The 21,465-nt window shown below is 37.2% G+C and carries 18 protein-coding genes; 5 read left to right on the top strand and 13 right to left on the bottom strand.

The annotated features are described in order from the left end of the window. Positions 1 to 738 (bottom strand): ABC transporter ATP-binding protein, encoded by a 738-nt coding sequence (locus tag A5866_RS12610; RefSeq protein ID WP_025871916.1) that lies wholly within the window; start codon positions 736 to 738, stop codon positions 1 to 3. 135 nt (positions 739 to 873) lie between these two features. Between A5866_RS12610 and A5866_RS12605 the strand changes: the two genes are divergently transcribed. From A5866_RS12605 to A5866_RS12595, 3 genes are all read left to right on the top strand, one after another. After that, entirely contained in the window at positions 874 to 1,302 is a 429-nt protein-coding gene (locus tag A5866_RS12605; protein WP_086445202.1) for an HIT family protein, read from the top strand. Next, positions 1,302 to 1,643: a YtxH domain-containing protein gene (locus A5866_RS12600; RefSeq protein WP_086445203.1), complete on the top strand. Its 342-nt coding sequence runs from the start codon at positions 1,302 to 1,304 to the stop codon at positions 1,641 to 1,643. Before A5866_RS12605 ends, A5866_RS12600 begins: the two co-directional genes overlap by 1 nt. 280 nt (positions 1,644 to 1,923) lie before the next feature. Further along, entirely contained in the window at positions 1,924 to 2,976 is a 1,053-nt protein-coding gene (locus tag A5866_RS12595; RefSeq protein ID WP_086445204.1) for a peptidylprolyl isomerase, read from the top strand. A gap of 46 nt (positions 2,977 to 3,022) precedes the next feature. Here the strand turns inward: A5866_RS12595 and A5866_RS12590 are convergent, their stop codons facing one another. The 9 genes from A5866_RS12590 to A5866_RS12550 form a co-directional block, all read right to left on the bottom strand. Beyond that, positions 3,023 to 3,484: an ASCH domain-containing protein gene (locus tag A5866_RS12590; protein WP_086445205.1), complete on the bottom strand. Its 462-nt coding sequence runs from the start codon at positions 3,482 to 3,484 to the stop codon at positions 3,023 to 3,025. 18 nt (positions 3,485 to 3,502) lie between these two features. Next, entirely contained in the window at positions 3,503 to 4,447 is a 945-nt protein-coding gene (locus A5866_RS12585) for a 3'-5' exoribonuclease YhaM family protein (RefSeq protein ID WP_086445206.1), read from the bottom strand. A 2-nt stretch (positions 4,448 to 4,449) separates the two neighbouring features. Continuing rightward, entirely contained in the window at positions 4,450 to 7,146 is a 2,697-nt protein-coding gene (locus tag A5866_RS12580; protein WP_086445207.1) for an ATP-binding protein, read from the bottom strand. Then, complete coding sequence (locus A5866_RS12575; protein WP_086445208.1) at positions 7,143 to 8,375, bottom strand: metallophosphoesterase family protein; 1,233 nt, start codon at positions 8,373 to 8,375, stop codon at positions 7,143 to 7,145. Before A5866_RS12575 ends, A5866_RS12580 begins: the two co-directional genes overlap by 4 nt. A 167-nt stretch (positions 8,376 to 8,542) precedes the next feature. Further along, a complete protein-coding gene (locus tag A5866_RS12570; protein ID WP_086445209.1) occupies positions 8,543 to 9,673 on the bottom strand; it encodes a metallophosphoesterase in 1,131 nt (376 codons plus the stop codon). Beyond that, complete coding sequence (locus tag A5866_RS12565; protein WP_086445210.1) at positions 9,666 to 10,535, bottom strand: phosphatidylserine decarboxylase; 870 nt, start codon at positions 10,533 to 10,535, stop codon at positions 9,666 to 9,668. Before A5866_RS12565 ends, A5866_RS12570 begins: the two co-directional genes overlap by 8 nt. A 21-nt stretch (positions 10,536 to 10,556) precedes the next feature. Continuing rightward, positions 10,557 to 11,162 (bottom strand): CDP-alcohol phosphatidyltransferase family protein, encoded by a 606-nt coding sequence (locus tag A5866_RS12560; RefSeq protein ID WP_086445211.1) that lies wholly within the window; start codon positions 11,160 to 11,162, stop codon positions 10,557 to 10,559. Positions 11,163 to 11,364: 202 nt separating this feature from the next. After that, entirely contained in the window at positions 11,365 to 11,706 is a 342-nt protein-coding gene (locus A5866_RS12555; protein WP_086277265.1) for a YlbF family regulator, read from the bottom strand. Between the two features lie 68 nt (positions 11,707 to 11,774). Beyond that, positions 11,775 to 13,937 carry a PBP1A family penicillin-binding protein gene (locus A5866_RS12550; protein ID WP_086445212.1) on the bottom strand — a complete coding sequence of 721 codons (2,163 nt, stop codon included), beginning with the start codon at positions 13,935 to 13,937 and terminating at the stop codon, positions 11,775 to 11,777. A gap of 524 nt (positions 13,938 to 14,461) precedes the next feature. Between A5866_RS12550 and A5866_RS12545 the strand changes: the two genes are divergently transcribed. Next, the gene (locus A5866_RS12545) at positions 14,462 to 15,421 is read left to right on the top strand and encodes an endo-beta-N-acetylglucosaminidase family protein (RefSeq protein WP_086445213.1); all 960 of its coding nucleotides are present in this window, start codon (positions 14,462 to 14,464) and stop codon (positions 15,419 to 15,421) included. Positions 15,422 to 16,016: 595 nt separating this feature from the next. Beyond that, positions 16,017 to 16,877 carry an RluA family pseudouridine synthase gene (locus tag A5866_RS12540; protein ID WP_086445214.1) on the top strand — a complete coding sequence of 287 codons (861 nt, stop codon included), beginning with the start codon at positions 16,017 to 16,019 and terminating at the stop codon, positions 16,875 to 16,877. A 234-nt stretch (positions 16,878 to 17,111) separates the two neighbouring features. Here A5866_RS12540 and A5866_RS12530 read toward each other — a convergent pair whose 3' ends face one another. From A5866_RS12530 to A5866_RS12520, 3 genes are all read right to left on the bottom strand, one after another. After that, positions 17,112 to 18,632: a phosphomannomutase/phosphoglucomutase gene (locus A5866_RS12530; protein ID WP_086445215.1), complete on the bottom strand. Its 1,521-nt coding sequence runs from the start codon at positions 18,630 to 18,632 to the stop codon at positions 17,112 to 17,114. A 38-nt stretch (positions 18,633 to 18,670) separates the two neighbouring features. Beyond that, a complete protein-coding gene (gene argR, locus A5866_RS12525) occupies positions 18,671 to 19,126 on the bottom strand; it encodes an arginine repressor (protein WP_086277274.1) in 456 nt (151 codons plus the stop codon). Positions 19,127 to 19,947: 821 nt separating this feature from the next. Further along, positions 19,948 to 21,465: an ABC transporter permease/substrate-binding protein gene (locus A5866_RS12520; protein ID WP_086445216.1), complete on the bottom strand. Its 1,518-nt coding sequence runs from the start codon at positions 21,463 to 21,465 to the stop codon at positions 19,948 to 19,950.

Here is a 21,465-nt window from a genome sequence, read left to right as displayed (position 1 = left end):
TTACCCCACCTTTTCTTCTTTTGTTAATGCGATATAAATATCATCTAAAGAAGAACCTGGTAAACTAAATTCTTCACGCAACTCGTCCATTGAACCAACAGCCCGTACTTCACCATCATGTAAAACAACAAAACGATCACAATAGCGCTCAGCTGTTGCCAAAATATGAGTTGACATCAAGATTGCGGCTCCCTGATTACGCATTTCATCCATTAATTCCAATAAGGCATGGATTGCTAATGGGTCTAACCCTAGAAAAGGTTCATCAATGATATATAAACTTGGTTCAATCAAAAAGGCACACAAAACCATGACTTTTTGTTTCATTCCTTTTGAAAAGTTTGCAGGAAACCAGTCTAATTTATTTTCCAAACGAAATGTCTTAAGCAAAGCATCTGCTCGTTTAAAAGCTTCTTCGATTGGAATATCGTACGCCATTGCCGTAATTTCGATATGTTCTCTTAGCGTTAACTCTTCATACAAAGAAGGTGTTTCAGGAATATAACCGATTTTTTTACGATAACTTTCAGGCTGTTGTCTCAGAGTTTCTCCGTCAATCGAAATTTTCCCCTTTTGTGGCGTTAGTAAGCCGATCACATTTTTGATCGTTGTACTTTTACCTGCACCATTCAGACCAATCAGACCCACCATTTCACCAGATTTCACTTCAAAATTAATATCTTTCAAGACAGGAATATGACCGTAGCCTCCTGTTAAATGTTCAATTACTAAGCTCATTGCTGTACCTCCAACTATTTTTATCGTGAATCTATTATACCACGAACTTTTTGAAGGTTTCATGAACTTTTCCTCCCAAATAAAATTCAAGGTATGGTAAAGTAAAAGAAACAGTATAAAGAAAGAAGGGCTACCATGACAGATTGTATTTTTTGTAAGATCATTAATCAGGAAATTCCAAGTTATAAAGTTTATGAGGACGATAAGGTTTACGCCTTTTTAGACATTACCCAAGTGACTAAAGGTCATACTTTGCTCGTTCCTAAGGCGCATGTGACGGATATTTTTGAATACGAACCAACGTTAGCAGGTGAAGTTTTTGCACGAGTTCCTAAAGTTGCTCGCGCTTTGGAAAAAGCTTTTCCGGAAATGCAGGGTTTGAATATTATCAATAACAATAAAGAGCTAGCCTATCAATCTGTTTTTCACTCTCATATCCATTTAATTCCACGGTATGGAGAGTCTGACGATTTTTCGATTCATTTTGGAAATAACCAAGAAGCATACTCTTCAGAATCCATGCAAGAAATAGCCGAAATAATTATGAAGCAGGTGGAACAATAATGGGAAAGTTTTCTAAAGGAATTTTATTTGGTGCCGTCGTTGGTGCTGCAAGCGGGCTACTTTTTGCTCCAAGAAGTGGGAAAGCCACTCGTCAGAAGTTTGTCGATGAGTTAGATGATTGGTCTGACTTGAAAGAAGATTTCACTGATAAACTAGACCAATTCAAAGAATCAGCACAGGCGTTGCAAGTAGCTGCTGACACATACCTTGAACCATTTATCGATGGCCTCAATCGCGATGTCGAGAATTTCAAATTTCAAGCAGAACCAAGATTAGATCAAATCCAAGAACAAGTGGAAAAAATACAGTCTGAACTACCGGATATGTCCGTGGAAGATTAACAAAATTTAGAGGATCAACATGCTTAGGAATGGCATTTGATCCTCATTTTCTTACTTTAATTCTAATAATTAATTTTTTTTAAATTGATTAAAGATACATTTTAGACTAATTTCCTTAAAATCATCCGTGTTTATCGATTAAATTGTGTCCTAAATTCGAAAATTGTTTGAAACTATAGTTTACGTATTTCTTTTATGAAACATAGTGTGGTATAGTAATAACCGTGAGAATTAATTTCTACATAATAAAAAATAAAACAAACTTAGGAGTGCTAAAAGAATGAAGAAAAAATTAATCTTAGCTGCAGCAGGTTTATTCAGTATTTTTGCCTTAGCTGCTTGTTCAGCCGGTTCACAAGATATCGCAACAATGAAAGGCGGAACAATCACTGTTGATGATTTTTATAACCAAGTAAAATCAAACCAACAAAGCCAACAAACAGTTCAACAAATGATCATTTTCAAAGTATTTGATCAAAAATATGGTAAAGACGTTTCAGATAAAGACGTTCAAGCTCAATTTGATGAAACAAAGAAAAACATCGAATCTCAAGGTGGCAACTTTGCTGATCAATTAAAACAAGCTGGATTGACAGAAAAAAGCTATAAAGAACAAATCAAACAAGGTCTTGCATACAAAGCAGGGATCAAAGACCACATCAAAATTACTGATGAAGATTTAAAAACTGCTTGGGAAACATTCCATCCAGAAGTAGAAGCTCAACTTATCCAAGTTGCAACTGAAGATGAAGCAAAAGAAATCAAAAAACAATTAGATGACGGCGGCGACTTTGCAAAAATCGCTAAAGAAAAATCAACAGATGAAGCAACTAAAAAAGACGGTGGCAAAGTTAAATTTGATTCTCAAACTGAAACAGTTTCTGAAGCAGTAAAAACAGCTGCTTTCAAACTAAAAGACGGTGAAGTTTCTGAACCGATCCAAGCAACAGATTCAACTGGTTACCAATCAACATTCACTATCGTAAAAATGGTGAAAAACAAAGAAAAAGGCAATGACATGGCTCCTTACAAAAAAGAGTTACAAAAAATTGCTGAAAAAGCAAAAGAAAACGATCAAGAGTTCATCCAAAAAGTGACATCTGAAGTTTTAACTGCAGCAAACGTTAAAATCAAAGACGACTCTTTCAAAGATGTCCTAGCTGGCTTAGTTAAAACAAAAGATTCTGCTAAATCAAGCGATTCTTCTAAAAAAGATGAAAAAGAATCTTCTTCTAAAGAAAAAGAATCTAAATCAAGCGACTCTGAAAAATCTAAAGATTCTTCAAGCAAAACGGAAGAATCATCAAGTAAAACAGAAGAGTCTTCTAAATAGTGCAAATAAAAAAAGAGATGAAATTCATCTCTTTTTTTTATTTGCACTATTTTTCAAAAACTACTTCAAAAAGTTCATAAACGATCAACATATCCTCCGAAAAAGGTAATTCATATTCCTCTAATTCTTGTTCAAAGAACGGTTGATGAACACTGCGCCAATACTTAAGCGTGCGATCCCCTTCGCCTTCAAGATAACCATGGACTTCTGATATTTGAGCATATGGCAGAATATCGACTACTTTTGTACAAATGATCGCTTGTGCTTGGTCATTTCCATCTAATAATACACTGTAGTTCCCTACTTCTGGCAGTTTCTCGCCTTCCAAATCTAACTCATATAAAAGATGCAGCGAAGAAGTCCCTGTCTTTTCTCTACTAAGGACAAGTCCCAATAGCTCATCCGCCATTGCAGGAGAATTTCCAAAAGCCCACGCTTCATAGTGGTCGTGTGGGATTGAAAATTGTTTTTTGAAATCTGACCATAGTGTTAATACGGATTGGTTCATGATTCTCTCCTAACTATTTTAAATATCTTTTGGGACATAGAAACTACGATTATCTAAGCCAAAAATCCGATCTGTATATTGTCCTGGTTCTGTTTGGCGCACTGATCCTAGCATCATTTGGATCGATGCGTCGATATTATCGATTTGATGTAGCACTTCTGCCTCCATGATGCGCGGACGAACAGGTGAACCATATTCTAATAAGCCATGATGCGCTAAAACCATATGACGTAATACAATCACATCTTCATCATTTTCGTCGATTTTCAACGCAATACAAGCTTTGGTAATTTCTTCATCTACTAGCACCAAATGCCCAATCAAATTGCCTGATAGTGTATATTCAGTAGTCATCGCACCAGATAGTTCTTTAACTTTGCCTAGATCATGTAAGATGATTCCTGAATAAAGCAGTGCTGCATTTAATTCACTATATTCTTTACAGATTGATTTACCTAAACGAAGCATGGAAACCGTGTGATACGCTAAACCATTTGCAAAAGCATGATGGTTTCTTTTAGCTGCTGGATAATCAAAAAATTCTTTTTGATATTGCGTCAATAAATAACGAACGATCCGCTGCCAATGAGCATTAGTGATTTCAAATACAGTTTGATTGATTTCTTCAACCATCTCTTCTCGTTTTAATGGCGCTCGCTCCATGTATAAAGCTGGTTGATTCGGTTCATCGGGACGTGCAACCCGCATATGAATAATTTTAACTTGAGGATTTCCTTGATAAACTTCTCTTTTTCCATTTAAAAGAATCACATTTCCAGCTGTAAAGCGACTGATTTCTTCTTCCGAGGCATCCCAATATTTTCCATCAATCGTGCCTGAGGTATCTTGAAACGTAAACGCAATAAATTTTTTCCCATTTTTTGCAATACGCACATCAGCATTTTTGATCAAAAGAAAGAATTCAAATGTTTCATCTACTGTTAGTTCACGGATTTTTTTCATATTTATGCTCCTTCTAATTCCATAATCGGTTGTTTTAACTCTTTGTAATAGCTTACCATTTCTTGGTCAGAAGAAAAACAAATGACTTGCTGATGCTCAGAAAAAACGGCAAATAATTGTGCTAGTTGTTGTTTTCTTTGACTATCGTAATGTAGCCAGCCATCATCAATCATAATAGGACATAGGCTACGTTGCTCTTGTAGATAAAGAAAAGCAAAGCGAACAGCCATAATCACTTGATCTCTTGTTCCAGTGGACAACTCATGCAACATAAAACGCTGCTGATCTTCACGAATAACGATCAATTGTTCCTCGTCTAACTGAATTCCACGATACGTGTTCTGGGTTAAGAGCTTGAAATAATCCGTTGCTTTTTTCAATAAATTAGGCAACTGCTGTTCTGATAATTCAGTTAACAAATCCAATAACAGCTGTCCTGCTAATTGATGAGCAGACCAATCTAAAGCCAGTTCTTCTATCTCTGTTTTTAGTTCTGCTTGTTCTTGATATAGTTCATCCAAAGTACCATCTGACAACATTTGTTGGCGCTGATACAGCAGCTTTTGCTCTTTTTCTTGTAATTGTTGAATAGTACTTTCGAGATCTTTGAGCTTCTGTGACATTTCCAACTGCTGTTTTGGTAATTGTTGTGGGTCAATCGTTTCAGGGTATAAACCTATTAACATTTTTTGCAATTCTTGTTTTCGTCTATGATTAGCAGATGTTTCTTGATAGTGTTGGATCTTATTTGGTATCTCGTTGATCGACGTTATTTGGAACCGCTGTAGTAGCGGCCGGCTTTGATCAATCACCTGCTTTTGCTTTTCTTTGACTTCCCTAATCGTCTGACGGGTATAGGCATCCGCCTGATACTCTTGAGCAAAACGAACTTTTTCCATTTTGTCTGCAAAGTTGCTGATCACACGCATTCTTTCAGCTAACGAAGTTCCTGCGATCGGCAACTGTGCTGTATAACGCTCAGTTGCTTCCACTAGTTTTGCTACTCGTTTTTGGTCTGCTTCTAATTGGTGTTCCAGCTCTTGATTGGTATTGATCAAAATCAAATAACGTGTAATATCCGTACGATAGGTCAACCAAAATTCAACTTGATCCATTCGACCTAAATGGTTTTCCTTGACTTTTTGAGCGATAAAACGCTCCATGTCTTTTTCCTCTTCACGAATCTGTTTCATTTCTGCTTTTATTTTTAGCAATTGATCATTCAGATAATCTAGTTGCGATAGTTTTTCTTGCCATTGTCGTTTTTCATTTTCATAGGTATCTTTTGGTCGGTAAAAAAGTGGAAATAAACCCGCAAGCAAAAATCCTGCACTTAAAATAAACGTTCCATATCGAAGCGGCACCGGTAAAAAGAAACTCAATGCTAAAATGATTCCAGCAAAACCACAAAAAAGAAAATTAACTTTTTTTGTCGTTTGGCGATGATTTTTTCGAAACATCTCTTTATTGACCGTTTCAAAGGTACTTAAATTTTCTTCCCTTGTCGCAATTTCCTCTTCTAGCAATTCTAAATCAGTCTGTGTCGTTTGCAGTTTGACTGTTCGTGCAACGATTTCATCCCTCATCTCCTTGACCACTTGTTCTTCAAATGATAGCTGAGGCGGGGTTTCTTGATTCCAGCCCCATTTTCTTTCCAAGGGAAACAGCTCTTCTTGGTTTTGCTGTAAGGATTGTGTCATCCACTTGATCTCAGAGAGGAGTTTATCAATATCATATCGTTGATTCAGTAATTGTTGGATATGCTCTTCTTCTTTTAAGTAGAACTGGTAATCATCTGTCAGATCTTCTGTCTCACTTTGTGCTGCTATACTTTGATTTAATCTTGTTAATTCTTCATTTAAGAACCGATGCTGTTGATAAATTGAAAGTAAATTTTCTTGTTCTTCACGACTTAGCACAGTTAACGTCTTTGACTGTTCAATTGATTGTAATTCTTCATATAATGGTAAATTCATTACCTGCTTTTCTATCAAGGCTAGTTGACTTTTGATCTCTTGTGCGGTTTCGCGTTCTTTTGTTACTAACTGCTCAGTCCTATCTAACTCAGCCAGCAGCTGCTGAAAAGGTCGCTCTTGCTGCTCCTTATCATTTACACGTTGTTGTAAACTTTGATAGGCATTCAACTTTTGATTTAATAACGGCTGACTTCCTTTCCCCTTATAAATCGTCTGTGCGTCCTTAAAATAGGCTTCTCTACTGACCAATAGCTGTTGACTTCCTGATAGACCAAGAGACAATAATGAGGTTTGCAAGGCCTCTTCATTTAGTTTTTCTAATTGGCTAAGCTGCTCTTGCTGAAAAGTAAAGACAGACTGAAATAGTTCTTTGGTCAGTGGATGGATCATCTTTTCTAGCATAGACTCATCGCCCATTTGGTCATTAAAATAGACTTTTGCTTGCCCTTTATTTTGACCTTTAAATCGCTCAACTTGTACTTCACCATACACTGGATGAGTAAACCACAAGCGACCGCCATATGCTGCACAATTTTTAGGTTGATAATCTTTTTTTCTTTTTCCTTTAGCTGGAAAGCCAAATAGCATTGCTTGAATAAATTGATAAATCGTTGATTTTCCAGCTTCATTTGCGCCAAATACTAATTGGTTTTTGGATGAAAAATCAATCCTATGTTGCTGCCATTTACCGAATCCAACTAATTCTATTGCAACGAATTTCATGTCTGATCCTCCTGAATGACGAAATCTTCTTTGATTTTTTGATCAGCCTGCTCAACACTACGCTCACGCCACTCTTCATTTATCGACACAACTGAAGAAAACAATGGATTTTGCACTAATTCTTGTAATGTATTTGAAAAGATATCCGGTTGTAAATAGTTTTTCTCTAATTGATTTAATAGCTCTGGAGCGGCTGTGATCATGACTTTTTTAGTCAAATCTTCTGCTACTACCTCTACTCTGAATAAAAACAGTGAATGATTTGTTTGTTGCAATAAACGGTTTTGTAAATAGTGCAGCAATTCACCGTTTTCATAAGATATTTGGAATTCTTCGCCTAATTGCACTATATCTGTTAACTGGATTTCTTTCAATAGCAATTGCCCAGAAGTTGGTCCAGCTTTCAACATCAGCTCAGTCAAACTACTTAACGCTTCTTGCAAACTTCCAGCTTGACGCAGCGAATACTTCTCTACTTGCCAAAAAACTTGAGCGACTGGTTCAAATCGAACCGTTGCATGACCTGCTCCTATGGAAACAATGGCAACCCCTTGTACCGTCCGTTCTTTTTTTGTGTGTCCTTGAGGTGTTCCCGGATACACGATCAATGGATCTGCACTGACCACTTGTGGCTGATGGATATGCCCTAAAGCCCAATAGTCATAACCTTTGGATTTCATCGCACTAAATGTAAATGGTGCATAGTTCTGAGCTCCTTTATTGGTCGTATCTCCGTGATAAACCCCAATATGTATATTTACTCCTACCTCTTTTGTAGGAAAACCTAAAAGTTTATCCTCATTGATCCATGGATGCTCATAGCTAAACCCGGTTACTGCCACTTTTTCTTGATTCTTCGTCATAAAATAATGCGTCTCAACCTGTTCCTTTTTAAAAAGAAACATATTTTTAGGAAAATCGAACCAGTAACGTTCTGCTACATAATAATCGTGGTTCCCAAACGACATGATTACAGGGATGCCCTCTTGATCCAAACGTTTCATCTCATCGATAAAATAAGCTTGTGTTCGGATAGATGTCCGACTTTGATGAAAGGTATCTCCGGCCAAAATAACCACATCTACCTGATTTCTAATGGCTATATCAACGATTGCTGTAATTGCTTTATGGTTAGCTTGTTGTAATTTTTCTGCGATTTGTTTAGGACTGTTTTTAAGGCCTTCAAAAGACCGATCCAGATGTAAGTCTGCCGTATGTAATAGTTTCATAAGGTCCTCCTGTTCGCCCGATTTCTTTTCCTTAATCATATCATTTTATTGAGAAGCGGTCAGTAAAAAGATACGAAAATTTGTTCGTTTTTCATTTTTTGAGAACGATAAAATCAAAGAGGTCGGAATTCGACTCTGCAAGCCTACTTCCAACCTCTATCAATTTACTATTTTATAGTTATTTCAATTTGGACAATCTCACTTTGGGTCCCAATTCTCATTGGTGGTCCCCATGTCCCAACACCTGAGGAAACAATGACTTGAGGGCTATTTTCATCTTGACGATAATAGCCATAATCGACCGTAAAGTAAGCCTTTGTTACTAAACTAAAAGGGAAAATCTGTCCTTGATGGGTATGTCCTGAAAGAATCAATTCGTTCTCATTTTTATATTCATCAATATTTGAAGGTTGGTGATCCAAAATGATTTTTGGCAGCTTATTGCCTACTTTTTTGAATTGTTCTTGAATGCTTTTTCGGTCACCAGCTTGTGAGCCAATCGGTCTACTGTCTTTTCGCCCGACAACTAATAGTTCTTCACCTACAACCGTGATTTCATCTTCAAGTAATGTGATGTTCGATGCTGCAACAAGGTCCTTCATTTTCTCAAAGGTTTCCCCTGCATCATGATTGCCCCAACACATATACGTTCCGTAAGTAGAGGAGAGCCGTTTGAACTGCTGCTCAATGCCTTTGACATCTTGCAATGCTTGATAGTTTCCGTCAAATAAATCACCGGAAATAAACACAATATCAGGTTGGCTTTGATTAATTTTAGTAACGATTTTTTCTAATTTCTTCACATCATTGATATACCCTAGATGCAAATCACTGATCAAGACAGCGTTTATTTTTTTAGCTTGATTACTTGCTGATTTATTGATCGTTACTTGGTACTTCATTGTTTTGATTTGTTGAGCTTGCCATGAGCCATAGCAGAATAAAACAACGATCAACAATGTTGAACCTAGCCAAATGATCAGCTTTGTCTTAGTTTGAACAATGGTGATTTTTTGTGTAATCATTAAAATCAGATCAGTCAATCCGTAAATAACCAATGACAAAAACCAAGCCGATAACCAGTAACTCCCGATTTTACCGATTACTCCGCCTACATTGGCATCAAACAATAATAATGTCAGTAATGACGTAAGTGCCAATAAACCAATCATCCCCCACAAAATCAGCGAATGCTTGAAAAAGGAAAATTGTTCTAATATAAAAAGAATTTTTCTGCCGATATAGAAATTACCTAAAAGAAACAATAGTCCAATCACCAAAAATGCCAACTTATTCATGACTTCCCTCCATTTTTTGACCCACCATTTGACCAAATTTCACAATTGTTTCAAGATTATTTTCAGTATTATTCCAAATTTCTGGATCGATGGTCACCTGGTTTTCCTGAAATAGTAGAATTACAGTCGAACCACCAAATTCAAACCAGCCTTTTTTCTCAAAACGATGACAATTGCCGGAAGTTTTTATATTTTTAATTTTCCCAACCATTAACGCACCAACTTCGATTTGAGCAATTTCACCAAAATTTTCCGTTTCAATCACAGTTACTTCTCTTGCATTTCTAGAAAATACTGGCTGGCTATGGATCGCTATCGGCTGTACGGTATGAAAAATACCAGCTATTTTCTGATGTGCTGAAATTGTTCCTTCATCAATAAAATAATAGTGATGATAATCATCTGGTGTTAAACGAAAAATGACAGCACAGCCGCCTTGCCATTTTGCGGCAAGACTTGTGCTATCAAGTAACTCCGAAAGCGCGTATTCTGAATGCTTCACTTTAAATGTTTGTTTTTCACTAATTGAATAAACAGTTACTTTTCCATCACAAGGCGCACTGAAAGCACCTCTATCTTGAGATAAGACGCGGGCAGCAGGCTTGATTTCCCGCATAAAAAAGTGATTGAATGACGTATAACTCATCGTTTCATAGTCTTGCATCGACAAAGCATTTTTTTTGATGAAACGATTGATCATTCCTTTTGAGAGTGGACTATTTAAATAGACTCCAGCCACCTTTGTAAGCGGCGGTTGGATAATTCCTTTCAACAAAGTCCGTCCTAGCGGATTTTTATATAAAAAGTGTAATAACCAACTATCCTGTTCAGTAATCCGTTTAGTTTTAAAGCGTCTATTCATCTATTTACTCCTTTAAAAAATTTAGCGAACAAAAAAAGCAACTACTGCTCCTATAAAAGCGCCAAAAGCTAATTTTCTAGGATCGACTTTTTTGATTTTTACTTTTGAAATAAATAAAAAACCAATGATCAATAATGCTGCTGGATAGACCAAAGTAAAGGCAATGTGCAACCGTCCTGCAATAAAAAATAACAATGGAATCAACGCTGCGCTACTCGTAACAGGCAATCCTTCGTAATATTCTCGACAAGTGTCACAATGTTCTTTTCTCTCCATTTCGGTCACATTATAGTGGGCCAACCGAATTAAAGCTGCTAAAATGTAAAAGACAAATAATGGCAAATAAATTCCTTGCGTTAAACCAGAAGCATACCCTAAAACTGTTGGAAACACCCCAAAACTAATCAAATCAGCGAGTGAATCGATTTGAATCCCATAACACATCTCACTCTTGGAGCGTTCTTTCGTGTTTGCAACAAATCCATCAAACATATCACAAATACCTGAAAATACTAAACAAAAAATCGCTTCAACAATATGTTGAGTCAGCGCCAAATACATCCCGATTATGGAAAAAACTGCATTTCCATACGTTAGAATAACTGTGTAATCATAAATACCAATCATACTTTTTGTTCCCCAATCATTTTTTCGTTTAATAATACTATAGCATTAAAAGTATGTTAAATGGGAGAATTTTTAATATTTAATGCTTTTTTTTACATACTATTTTGGTTTATCCCTTATAATAAAATACACTAAAAAAGCTTTAAAATAGCGAGTATCCATGCTGCTTCACTCGTTATTTTAAAGCTTAAATCACGACCTCTTAATCGTTATACAAATCACGGATAGGTGTCATAATAATACGGTTCAAATCATTGACGATCAAACTAAAAGCTTGCTCTTTTTGCATTAATTGATTGATAACTTCTGCTGCTTGAACTTCCGTTGCTAAAGCTTGGGCTTTTTCAGCATCCTCTTCTGAAAATTCTTCACCACGCATTTGTTTTTCTTGTAAGCCTTGTTGGAATGTTTGGAATTCTTTAAATAATTTGTAGGCTGCTTCATCCGCTTTTACATCTGCATATGCTTGTTCTAAAGCTTTAAATTCATCCATTTCACGGATTTCGCGTTCTACTTGATTGGCTGTATCATAAATATTGCTCATTCAATCTCCCTCGTTTCTATAAATTCTTCTCTTTGATTGTACCATTCTTTGATTCGTTTTCAAACCGATTATTCTCCCGTCAAACCACCCCAGAAGTCTTTCAACCCATTTTTGGCATTGTCCCAGCCTTCTTTGAGTTTACCGCCAATATCTTTAGCTCCTTCTTTGACTTGACCACCGATATCTTTCACACTGTCTTTCCATGCGTCGCTATTTCCAGGTGTTGTAACTTCTCCTGCAGGCTGTACGATTCCACCTGTTGCATAGGCATCGGCTACCGTAAATGGCGTTTGTGCTGTAAAAGGTAAAATGCCTTGTGTCTGACTGCTAAATACGGTCGAGGCATGTGTAGCACTACTTCCTTGTAGATAATGACTTTCACTGGTTTGCTCAAAACCTAACCACGTTGCAACTACCACATCTGGCGTATAGCCTACAACCCATTGGTCATTAGTTTTATCCGTATCAAAGTTGGTTTCTGTTGTCCCTGTTTTTCCAGCCATAACATAGCCTGCTGGATCAGCATTAATCCCAGTTCCTGAGCTAAAGACACCTAAAAGCATGCTGGTCATTTGATCTGCAGTATCTTTGGTAATAATTTGTTTCGTTTTCGCATTGGTATTGTCTTCGATCACAGCTCCCGTAGAGTCTACGATTTTCGTGATCAAATGGGCTTCTGATTGAACACCGCCATTGGCAAAAGCACTATAAGCACTAGCCATTGTCAAAGGTGACACACCTGTTTTCAGTCCACCGAGCGCTAACCCATAATATTTATCTTCTTTGGCTAAAGGAATGCCAAATTTCTCCGTTTTTTCAAATCCTTTATCTAACCCGATTTTGTGTAATGTCCAAACAGCCGGGAGATTCAAACTTTCCCCTAAGGCTTGGTACATTGTCACTTCGCCGCTGTTCGTCCGGCTATAGTTTTCAGCTGGATAATAATCTTGCGGTTTGTCTTCTAAAATACTATTTGGTTTCATGCCGGATTCCAAAGCAGGTGTATAAACCGAGATAGGTTTTAAAGACGAACCTGGTGAACGTTTTGTTTGTGTCGCAAAGTTAAAGCCTCGATATACGTGTTCCCCACGTCCTCCAACAACTCCTTGCACACCACCTGTTTTTGGATCAAGCACAACGGAACCACTTTGAACCATGGCACCATCTTCTGCATTTGGTGGGAATAAGGCGTCATTATCATAGGTTTGCTGCATCGCTTTTTGATAATCTTGATCTAACGCTGTATAGATTTTATAGCCTTTATTCAATAGATCTTCTTCTTTTAAGCCATATTTATTCACCGCTTCATCAATGACCGCATCGAAGTAATACGGATATCTGTAGTCTGAATTTTGATCAGAATAATTATCTGCTAGCATACTGCCCATATCAACACCTGCTTGAGCATCCGCTTCGCCTTGTGATAATTTCCCATTATCTACCATTAACTGTAAAACCGTATTACGACGATTAACTGCATTTTCAACATAATCGATTGGGTTATAAATACCTGGTCCTTTTAACATTCCAACTAAGGTTGCCGCTTGACCGACTGACAGTTCACTCGCACTCACAGCAAAGTATTTATGGGAAGCATCTTCGATTCCCCAAACCCCATTCCCAAAATAAGAATTATTAAGATACATTTCTAAGATTTGTTGTTTATCATATTTTTTCTCGATTTCAATTGCTAAGAACAGCTCTCTTGCTTTACGCGTCATGGTCTGTTCTTGGGTGAGGTAGGCATTTTTAGCTAGCTGTTGCGTGATCGTACTACCACCTCCACCTCCACCAATCATCCCAAAACTCAACTTTCCAACAACCGCACGCAAAAGTCCTTTGATATCATACCCGTGATGGGTCTCAAAATTTCGATCCTCAGTTGATATCAAGGCATCTTTGACATAAGGAGAAATCTGATCAATCGTCACAAAGGTTCCTTTTTGTCCAAACAATTTTCCGGCTTCGTCGCCTTTTTTATCGTAGATAACAGTTGATTCTTCCAACCCTTTTTTCAAGGCCCCAACATTCGCTGATTTAGCTAAAGTAAATAGATAGATACTAGTCACTAAAACAACAACCATTCCTAATAGTAAAATGATTTTATTGATTTGATATTTTTTCCAAATTCGCTTCCGAAAATGATGAAAACGAACAAGATATGGCTTGATCCACGCCCAAAAGCGCTGAAAACCGGTTTTTATTTTTCCCATAATTGTTTTAAAGTCCATAGTGCTCCCTCTTTATATAAAAGTTTCTAAGCCATTTTAACATAGATCATTCTTTTTATTCATACGGCTTTAGCATGAATAATGTACATAGAATTTTGTTTTGCCTATTTTAACACGTTTTTCTTTTATTTTTATGTAGAAATGTTTAAGAATACATCAAGAAATCCATGATTTCAGTGGTTATCGTAGAAATCTAAATCGCAAGTTCTTATTTTCGTTGAAAAAAAATGCTTATTTAAAAACGATTTGATCATAAAAAATTCATATTTTCCCTTTATTATACAAGTATACCAACAAACAACCCTAACAAAACACTTTTTCATTTTTTAACTCCTTTTTCCCACTCTTCCCCAAAGAGTGGGTCTCTTTTTGTTTTGGAAAAATTTTCAAGCTAGACAACTAGACCTGAAATTGCTACCTAGATCATAAAATAGAGTCGCTTTAATTGTTATTATAATTTTTTTTATGCTACACTTTTTTTGAAATGTAACCGTTTTACCAATAAATAGAAGAGGAGAATTTTTATGTCTAAAAAAAGAGCATTTTTACTTATTCCGCTTTTCTTTTTACTAAGTTTTAGTCTATTTTCTAATCCGTCGGAGGCAGCACAAGCAAAGACCAACACAAACCCAATCATGATGGCTTACTATCGCACATGGCGAGATGTGACCATGCCTCACGATGCAAATTCAACTTTACCTGATCAAAACGTGACTGCTATGACCGATATTCCAGAAGGTGTAGATATTGTCTCTGTTTTCCATTATGTCAATCCTGGTACAGATCAACAGAAATTTTGGGATACATTGAAAGACACTTACGTCCCTACCTTGCACGCTAGAGGAACACGCGTTATCCGGACGATCGATATTCGAGAAATTTGGAATGTTCCTCATGCGGGGGCTACACCAACAACAGCTGAATATGAAGCCTATGCTCAACAGCTGATCGATACTTATCTTACACCTTGGAATTTAGATGGACTGGATGTTGATATGGAGTCTAGTTTAACCACCAAACAAGAAGAAATGGCAGTTGGTACATTCAAAGCCTTATCTAAAAAATTAGGTCCAAATTCTAATACTGGTAAGCTATTGATTTACGATACAAATAAAGATAACCACTCTTTGTTTAAAAAAACAGCTTCTTATTTTGATTATCTATTCGTACAAGCCTATGGTCGCTCAGCTAGTTCTTTAGATAGCACTTGGAGTACGTACAAAACATCGATCACACCACAACAGTTTCTTCCTGGTATCTCATTCCCAGAAGAACAAGATCACAACCGTTGGAATGATACCGTAGAACCATATGAAACAAGCCGAGCTTACGCTTATGCAAAATGGAATCCAAAAGATGGACAAAAAGGCGGCATGTTTGTTTATGCCATTGATCGCGATGGCAAACAATTTGGTGATGATACCATTACAAAAACCGATTTTAACTGGACGAAACGTTTGATCAATACAATGAGTGGTAACTAGTTAGGTGATTTTGTGTGAAACTTAAACACTTCTTTAGAAAAAATTTACAGTTTCAGATAAATTAATACACAAAAAATTCATATTTAGTTTGTATTATATATGTATACCAACAAACAACCCTAACAAAACACTTTTTCATTTTTTAACTCCTTTCCCGTCCTTCCCCAAAGGACGGGTATTTGTTGTGAATCACTACGACTGGCTCCGCCAGAGTAGATGATGAACAATACTTGGCGAACATAGTGAGCGAAGTTCCATTACTTGGAATCACCATAATGCCTAAACTATAACTCGATCAAGCCTCTAGACACTTTCTAAACTCTAGCATCAACCAGAGTAGATGATGAACAATACTTAGCGATCATAGTGAGCGAAGTTCCATTACTTGGAATCACCAAACACCTTAGACAAAAACTAACAAACAAAAAAATAGAACCGATACTGGCACAAAGACTGAACAATGAAACGTCATACCCTCTACTTACCTTTCTCAAAAAATCTTCCTTACTTGAACCTTTCATCCCAACTAACTACTTGAACTTATTCTTCCATTTGTTAAACTAAGAGAGAATGCTATTGAAAAGGTGGAAAACATATGGAATTATCCATCCAGTTACCAAAGGATTTTAACGAACAAACAGTCAGAGAATTACTGGAACAAGAATGGTTAGTTCCTCGTAAAGTACGCCATTTTTTGAGAACTAGAAAAAATGTTTCGATCAATGGAGAGCCCGCTTTATTTCATTTCCCTGTGAAAAGTGGCGATGTTGTTACGTTACAGTTCGAGCCAGAAGATTATCCAATACCTGCGATTCTTTTGGGAAACATCGCTAAAGTGAATGTGCTTTTTGAAGATGAGCATTTAATCATTTTAAATAAACCGATCGGCATGAAAACTCACCCGAATCAACCAAATGAAAACGATACACTCCTTAATCATTTAGCTGCCTACTTAGCACCTAAAAACCAAGTCCCATATGTGGTTCATCGGTTAGATAAAGAAACAAGCGGTGCGATTCTATTTGCTAAAAATCCTTTCGTTTTGCCTATTTTAGGCCGATTATTGGAAAGTAAGCAAATCTATCGTCGCTATCAAGCGGTGATTTTAGGGCAGCTAAACGAGTCTATGACCATTCGAAAAAAAATTGGCCGTGATCGTCATGATCGACGAAAACGAGTGATTGATGAACGGCGTGGTGATGTGGCTGTTACTCATGTTGAGATTGAATCTTATGATCTAAAGACAAACCATACCACTATTTATTGTGTTTTAGAAACGGGACGAACACATCAAATCCGTGTACATCTAGCAAGTATTGGGCATCCAATCATTGGTGATCCTTTGTATCATCCCAAACCTAATGGGCGCTTGATGCTTCATGCTTATGAACTGCACCTGACACATCCATTTACTGGAGAAACGATTATGGCAGTTGCTGAGCCCAGTTTGTGGTAAAACAAAAAGGGTATGGGACAAAAGTAAAAAGCACTTTTGTTTCACACCCTAAATCCAAATAAACGGTGGGAGCAAACGGTCCTCTATGCTTCGAGGATCGGAGTGAAACGAGAACCGTAGATGCAGAAGCAACCCCTTCGGAAATAAGCTGAAATTCACAAAAATTTGAAGAGCAATTTTCGTGAATTCCTTCTTATTTCTCGGGGTTAAACACTCCTATCCCAACCTCTTTTACTATTTCCCCAATGCTTCAGTGAGTTTCGTTAAGTCCAACTGCTTATATCCTTCAAAGAAACTAGCCAATTCTTCTAAAACTTTTTGATTCATTCCAGCTTGATCATTTTCAACTTGCAAAACTAACAATGGTTCATGTAAACTCATCCTTAGTAAGAACCAGCCACTGCCATACTCATCATAAACATTCACTCGAATGCCTTCATGGTTTTCAGGATCGACTTTCATGCCTCGTTGACTCCCGGCAAAACCACTCAAATTTCGAATTACTTGTTCACCATAATCACGGACATTTCCTGCTAGAATTTCAAAACGTAATTCTTGAGTTTCTGCTGGTTGTTTTAATGAACTGATCAAATCACCGAGTGTTAAGCCTTCTTTTTTTAATGTAGGTAACAGCATCAGAATTTTAGCAATAACATATGCGCCATCATCTAAATAATAGTTTTCTTTAAAGGCTGCGTGTCCACTTGTTTCAATTGCTAATTGGGTATCGATTCCCTCATCATTAAGTTCAATCATTTTGTTGATCACATTGCGGTAACCAGAGATATAGCGCACTTGTTTGCCACCTTTTGATTCTATAAACTCTTTCAGATGGCTTGAAGTTGGTGAGTTTGTCACAATACTGCTGCCAGGATTTTCAGCCAAGACAATCGTTGCTAAGACAGCTATCAAATTATTTCGGTTGATGACTTCGCCTGATGCATCTACCACTGCTGAGCGGTCCACGTCCGTATCAAAAATCACTCCTAAATCAGCCTTGTTTTTCAAAACAGCTTGTTGGATGCTTGCCATTGCTTTTTTATTATCAGGATTAGGAATATGATTAGGGAACATACCGTCAGGTTCTAAAAATTGCGAACCTGTAATGTCTGCGCCAAGTTTTGCTAAGACTTTTTCCGCAAAGAAACCACCCGCGCCATTACCAGCATCGACTATGATATGAAAACCAGATAAAGGTTTTTCTTCTGTCGTTTTCATGCCTTTACGAATTTTGTCGGTTAAATCAGCAGAGTACTCCTCTAAAACCGAGTATTTTGTTACTGAGCCTTTTTCTGTAAGTGCCGGTCCGTCAGCGTGTTCTAAGATATAGGCAATATCCGCTTTTTCTGCACCACCAGATTTAGTGAACAGCTTCAATCCATTAAAATAATACGGCAAATGACTAGCTGTGATCATAATTGCGGCATCACAATCATATTGTGGAAATTGCGTAGCCATAAACATAGCTGGTGTTGTCGCTAAACCAAAGTCTAAGACTTCGACATTTTGCTCAACAAAGCTATCGATCAAAGCTAGTCTCAAACTATCTGCTGAAATTCGGCTATCATGACCGATACCGATTTTCAATTTTCCCGATTGATGTTTTTCAGCTAAATTTTTTTCATCACGGAGCCAATGAACCATTCCAACTGCAATTTTCCCGACTTGCGCTGGTGTTAAGTTCGCTGTTTTTTCCTCATGCTCGACTGCTATTCCTCTTATATCCGACCCGTTTTGTAACGTTTTCAAATCCATGTAACCAAATCTCCCTTCATTTTTTGATTAGTTCTATTTTAATCGATCATTGCTTCAAAACGTTCAACGATGGCGATTGCGTCATCTTCCGAACGAGCAATAATAATGATTGTATCAACACCTGCGACCGTTCCTGCAATTTCTTCATAACTGACTTCATCTAAAAAATTAGTGACGACATCTGCTGCGCCCATATCTGTATGGACAATGACCATAAATTGAACCCGCTCCATGCGAATCACTGAATCCTTCACAGATGCTTTTAGTTTTTCCTCACTGCTAGATGCTTGTTGTTGAGAGAATAGAGCATACTTCACTCGACCATCTGAGCCGTGCGTTTTAACGATACTCATTTCACGCACATCTCTTGAAACAGTTGCTTGGGTTGCTTTGACACCAGATTGTTCAAGAAGTGCAATCAGGTCGTCTTGGGTTTCTATTTCATTTTCTGTGATCAGTTGCTTGATCAACCGTTGTCGGTCTGCTTTTTTCATGGTTACACTTCCTGTTTTGGTTATTTTCTTTATTATAGCGAAAGTTTGGGAAATTTGCATTTCTTTTTGGTAAAAATTACTTTATTATGAGAAAAGTTGGGTATGATAATAAAAAAAGCTTCAAATCCATTGAGTTATAGGACTTGAGACTTTATTTCATATTACCCAAATTCGTAGCATTCGATTGGCAGGTTCTTATCTAGGATTGATTATTTATCCTTTACCATTTTGTAAAACATTCAATACATTATCGATGCAATTTTTAATATACTATAACTAGTTGAATTACGGCTGAAGCTCTGAAAAAGGAGTTGATGCCATAAAGATATGTCTTTATCGCTTTTGTCCTGCTTTATTTCTCAGGAAAAGCGGTCCTTGAGAGATTTGCTAAAAGACATCGCTTCGAAAATAGTTGTCACGCTTGTGGCTTACTATATTGTTGAAGTGATTAAAATCTTTGTCACTTCTATTTTTGATATAGAAAAGCAGAACGAACTCGTTTAACCCTCAAGCAAATTAGGAAAGTCATGCAAAGATGATTTTTATCTTTGTGTGACTTTATCTATTTGTCGATAGGTTTAGTTCGTGATTCTAGACAAAAAAAGACCACTATCTGCTCAGCTAAAGTAAGATAGTGGCAATTCGTCTTATCGAGCTTTAGTCAGAACTCAACTAAAGAGTCAGTGTTATCAGCACTGGCTTTTTTTTCGGTCACACTTAAGTGCGATTGCTTTCTCCTTTATTATACCTTATAACGTATAATAAACACAACATAAGAGATAGATAGCTCTCTTATGTTGTGCCCTCTCATCTATCAATTACTATTTTCCCAACATCCCATGCTTCACCAAATAATCCTGCGCAACAGTCGCTGGATCTTTTTGTTCCACATTCACTTGGTAATTCATCTCACTCATTTCTTCTTCCGTGATCTTACCAACCAAAGGCTGCAATAATTCTTTTAATTCCGGGTATTTCTCAAGTGTTTCAGCTTTCAACAATGGCGCACCTTGATACGGTGGAAATAGTTGTTTATTATCTTTTAAAATCACCAAATCATATTGCTTCAATTCACTATCAGTCGAATAGGCGTCTACCACATTCACATCCCCATTATTGATTGCTTGGTAGCGTAATGACGGTTCCATCGACTTCACATCTAAATTCAAGTTATACAATTTTTGCAATCCTTTATACCCATCTTCACGATCGATAAATTCTAGTGTAAAACCAGCTTTTAACTGACTTTCGACTTTTTTCAAGTCTTCAATTGTTTTCAGCCCATTTTCTTCTGCAAATGATCGTTTGACTGCCACCGCATAGGTATTTTGATAACGCATTGGTTCGAGGTAATCCATATTTTCTTGTGTCTTGATTTGATCTCGTGCGTATTCATACACTTCTCTCGGATCATTCGATGTGTTTTTGTTGTCCTTCAAAAATGTTTCAAGTACAGTTCCTGTAAATTCAGGGTAGATATCGATTTCACCAGATTTTAGTGCGTTAAATAAGAAACTGGTTTTCCCAAAGTTTGATTTTAAGTTTACGTGGATATCGCTATTTGCTTCAATTAATTCTTTATACATGTTGATCAGGATATCTGGTTCTGCACCTAATTTTCCTGCAACAGTGATTTCTTTTTGTTCTGCTTCTTGATGGGTATAGACAAATGAACCCACTAATAAAGCAAGTAACACCATAAATGCAGCTACAATTCGTTTCACTGTGGCTTTCTCCAATAAATGGATTCCAAAGTTAAACAAGACCGCTAAAACAGCGGAGGAAATTGCCCCAATCAAGATCAGGTACACATTGTTTCGGTCGATCCCGAGTAAAATGAATGTTCCAAGACCTCCTGCACCAATCAAAGCAGCTAACGTTGCCGTCCCAATGATCATCACGGTTGCTGTACGAATACCTGAAATGATGTACGGCAACGCTAACTGCAACTCAAACTTGATTAGTTTCTCCCTCTTATTCATACCAAAAGCTTCGGCTGCTTCCTCCAACGAAGGATCAATTTCAGTCAAACCTGTATAGGTATTTTGTAAAATTGGAAACAGAGCGTAAATCACTAACGCCACAATAGCTGGTGGACTGCCAATCCCAATAACTGGAATCAATAATCCTAATAAAGCGAGTGACGGAATCGTTTGGAAAATCCCCGTAATTTGCAGAACAAATTCAGCGACTTTTTTGTAATTCGTTAGTAGAATTGCTAACGGAATTGCGATAAGAATCGCAATCAATAATGACAATAACGATAGTTGGATATGTTCGACGACCGCTTGAATAAAGTCTTCTTTACGGGCGATGAATGTTTCGATCAGTTTTCCCAT

The organism is Enterococcus sp. 12C11_DIV0727 (assembly GCF_002148425.2).
Classification (GTDB): Bacteria; Bacillota; Bacilli; order Lactobacillales; family Enterococcaceae; genus Enterococcus_L; species Enterococcus_L lemimoniae.
This window is presented reverse-complemented; position numbering and strand designations above follow the sequence as displayed.

Coding starts and splice junctions, on each gene's coding strand:
- A5866_RS12610 (WP_025871916.1), bottom strand. CDS start 738: ATGAGCTTAGTAATTGAACATTTAACAGGAGGCTACGGTCATATTCCT.
- A5866_RS12605 (WP_086445202.1), top strand. CDS start 874: ATGACAGATTGTATTTTTTGTAAGATCATTAATCAGGAAATTCCAAGT.
- A5866_RS12600 (WP_086445203.1), top strand. CDS start 1,302: ATGGGAAAGTTTTCTAAAGGAATTTTATTTGGTGCCGTCGTTGGTGCT.
- A5866_RS12595 (WP_086445204.1), top strand. CDS start 1,924: ATGAAGAAAAAATTAATCTTAGCTGCAGCAGGTTTATTCAGTATTTTT.
- A5866_RS12590 (WP_086445205.1), bottom strand. CDS start 3,484: ATGAACCAATCCGTATTAACACTATGGTCAGATTTCAAAAAACAATTT.
- A5866_RS12585 (WP_086445206.1), bottom strand. CDS start 4,447: ATGAAAAAAATCCGTGAACTAACAGTAGATGAAACATTTGAATTCTTT.
- A5866_RS12580 (WP_086445207.1), bottom strand. CDS start 7,146: ATGAAATTCGTTGCAATAGAATTAGTTGGATTCGGTAAATGGCAGCAA.
- A5866_RS12575 (WP_086445208.1), bottom strand. CDS start 8,375: ATGAAACTATTACATACGGCAGACTTACATCTGGATCGGTCTTTTGAA.
- A5866_RS12570 (WP_086445209.1), bottom strand. CDS start 9,673: ATGAATAAGTTGGCATTTTTGGTGATTGGACTATTGTTTCTTTTAGGT.
- A5866_RS12565 (WP_086445210.1), bottom strand. CDS start 10,535: ATGAATAGACGCTTTAAAACTAAACGGATTACTGAACAGGATAGTTGG.
- A5866_RS12560 (WP_086445211.1), bottom strand. CDS start 11,162: ATGATTGGTATTTATGATTACACAGTTATTCTAACGTATGGAAATGCA.
- A5866_RS12555 (WP_086277265.1), bottom strand. CDS start 11,706: ATGAGCAATATTTATGATACAGCCAATCAAGTAGAACGCGAAATCCGT.
- A5866_RS12550 (WP_086445212.1), bottom strand. CDS start 13,937: ATGGACTTTAAAACAATTATGGGAAAAATAAAAACCGGTTTTCAGCGC.
- A5866_RS12545 (WP_086445213.1), top strand. CDS start 14,462: ATGTCTAAAAAAAGAGCATTTTTACTTATTCCGCTTTTCTTTTTACTA.
- A5866_RS12540 (WP_086445214.1), top strand. CDS start 16,017: ATGGAATTATCCATCCAGTTACCAAAGGATTTTAACGAACAAACAGTC.
- A5866_RS12530 (WP_086445215.1), bottom strand. CDS start 18,632: ATGGATTTGAAAACGTTACAAAACGGGTCGGATATAAGAGGAATAGCA.
- argR (WP_086277274.1), bottom strand. CDS start 19,126: ATGAAAAAAGCAGACCGACAACGGTTGATCAAGCAACTGATCACAGAA.
- A5866_RS12520 (WP_086445216.1), bottom strand. CDS start 21,465: ATGGGAAAACTGATCGAAACATTCATCGCCCGTAAAGAAGACTTTATT.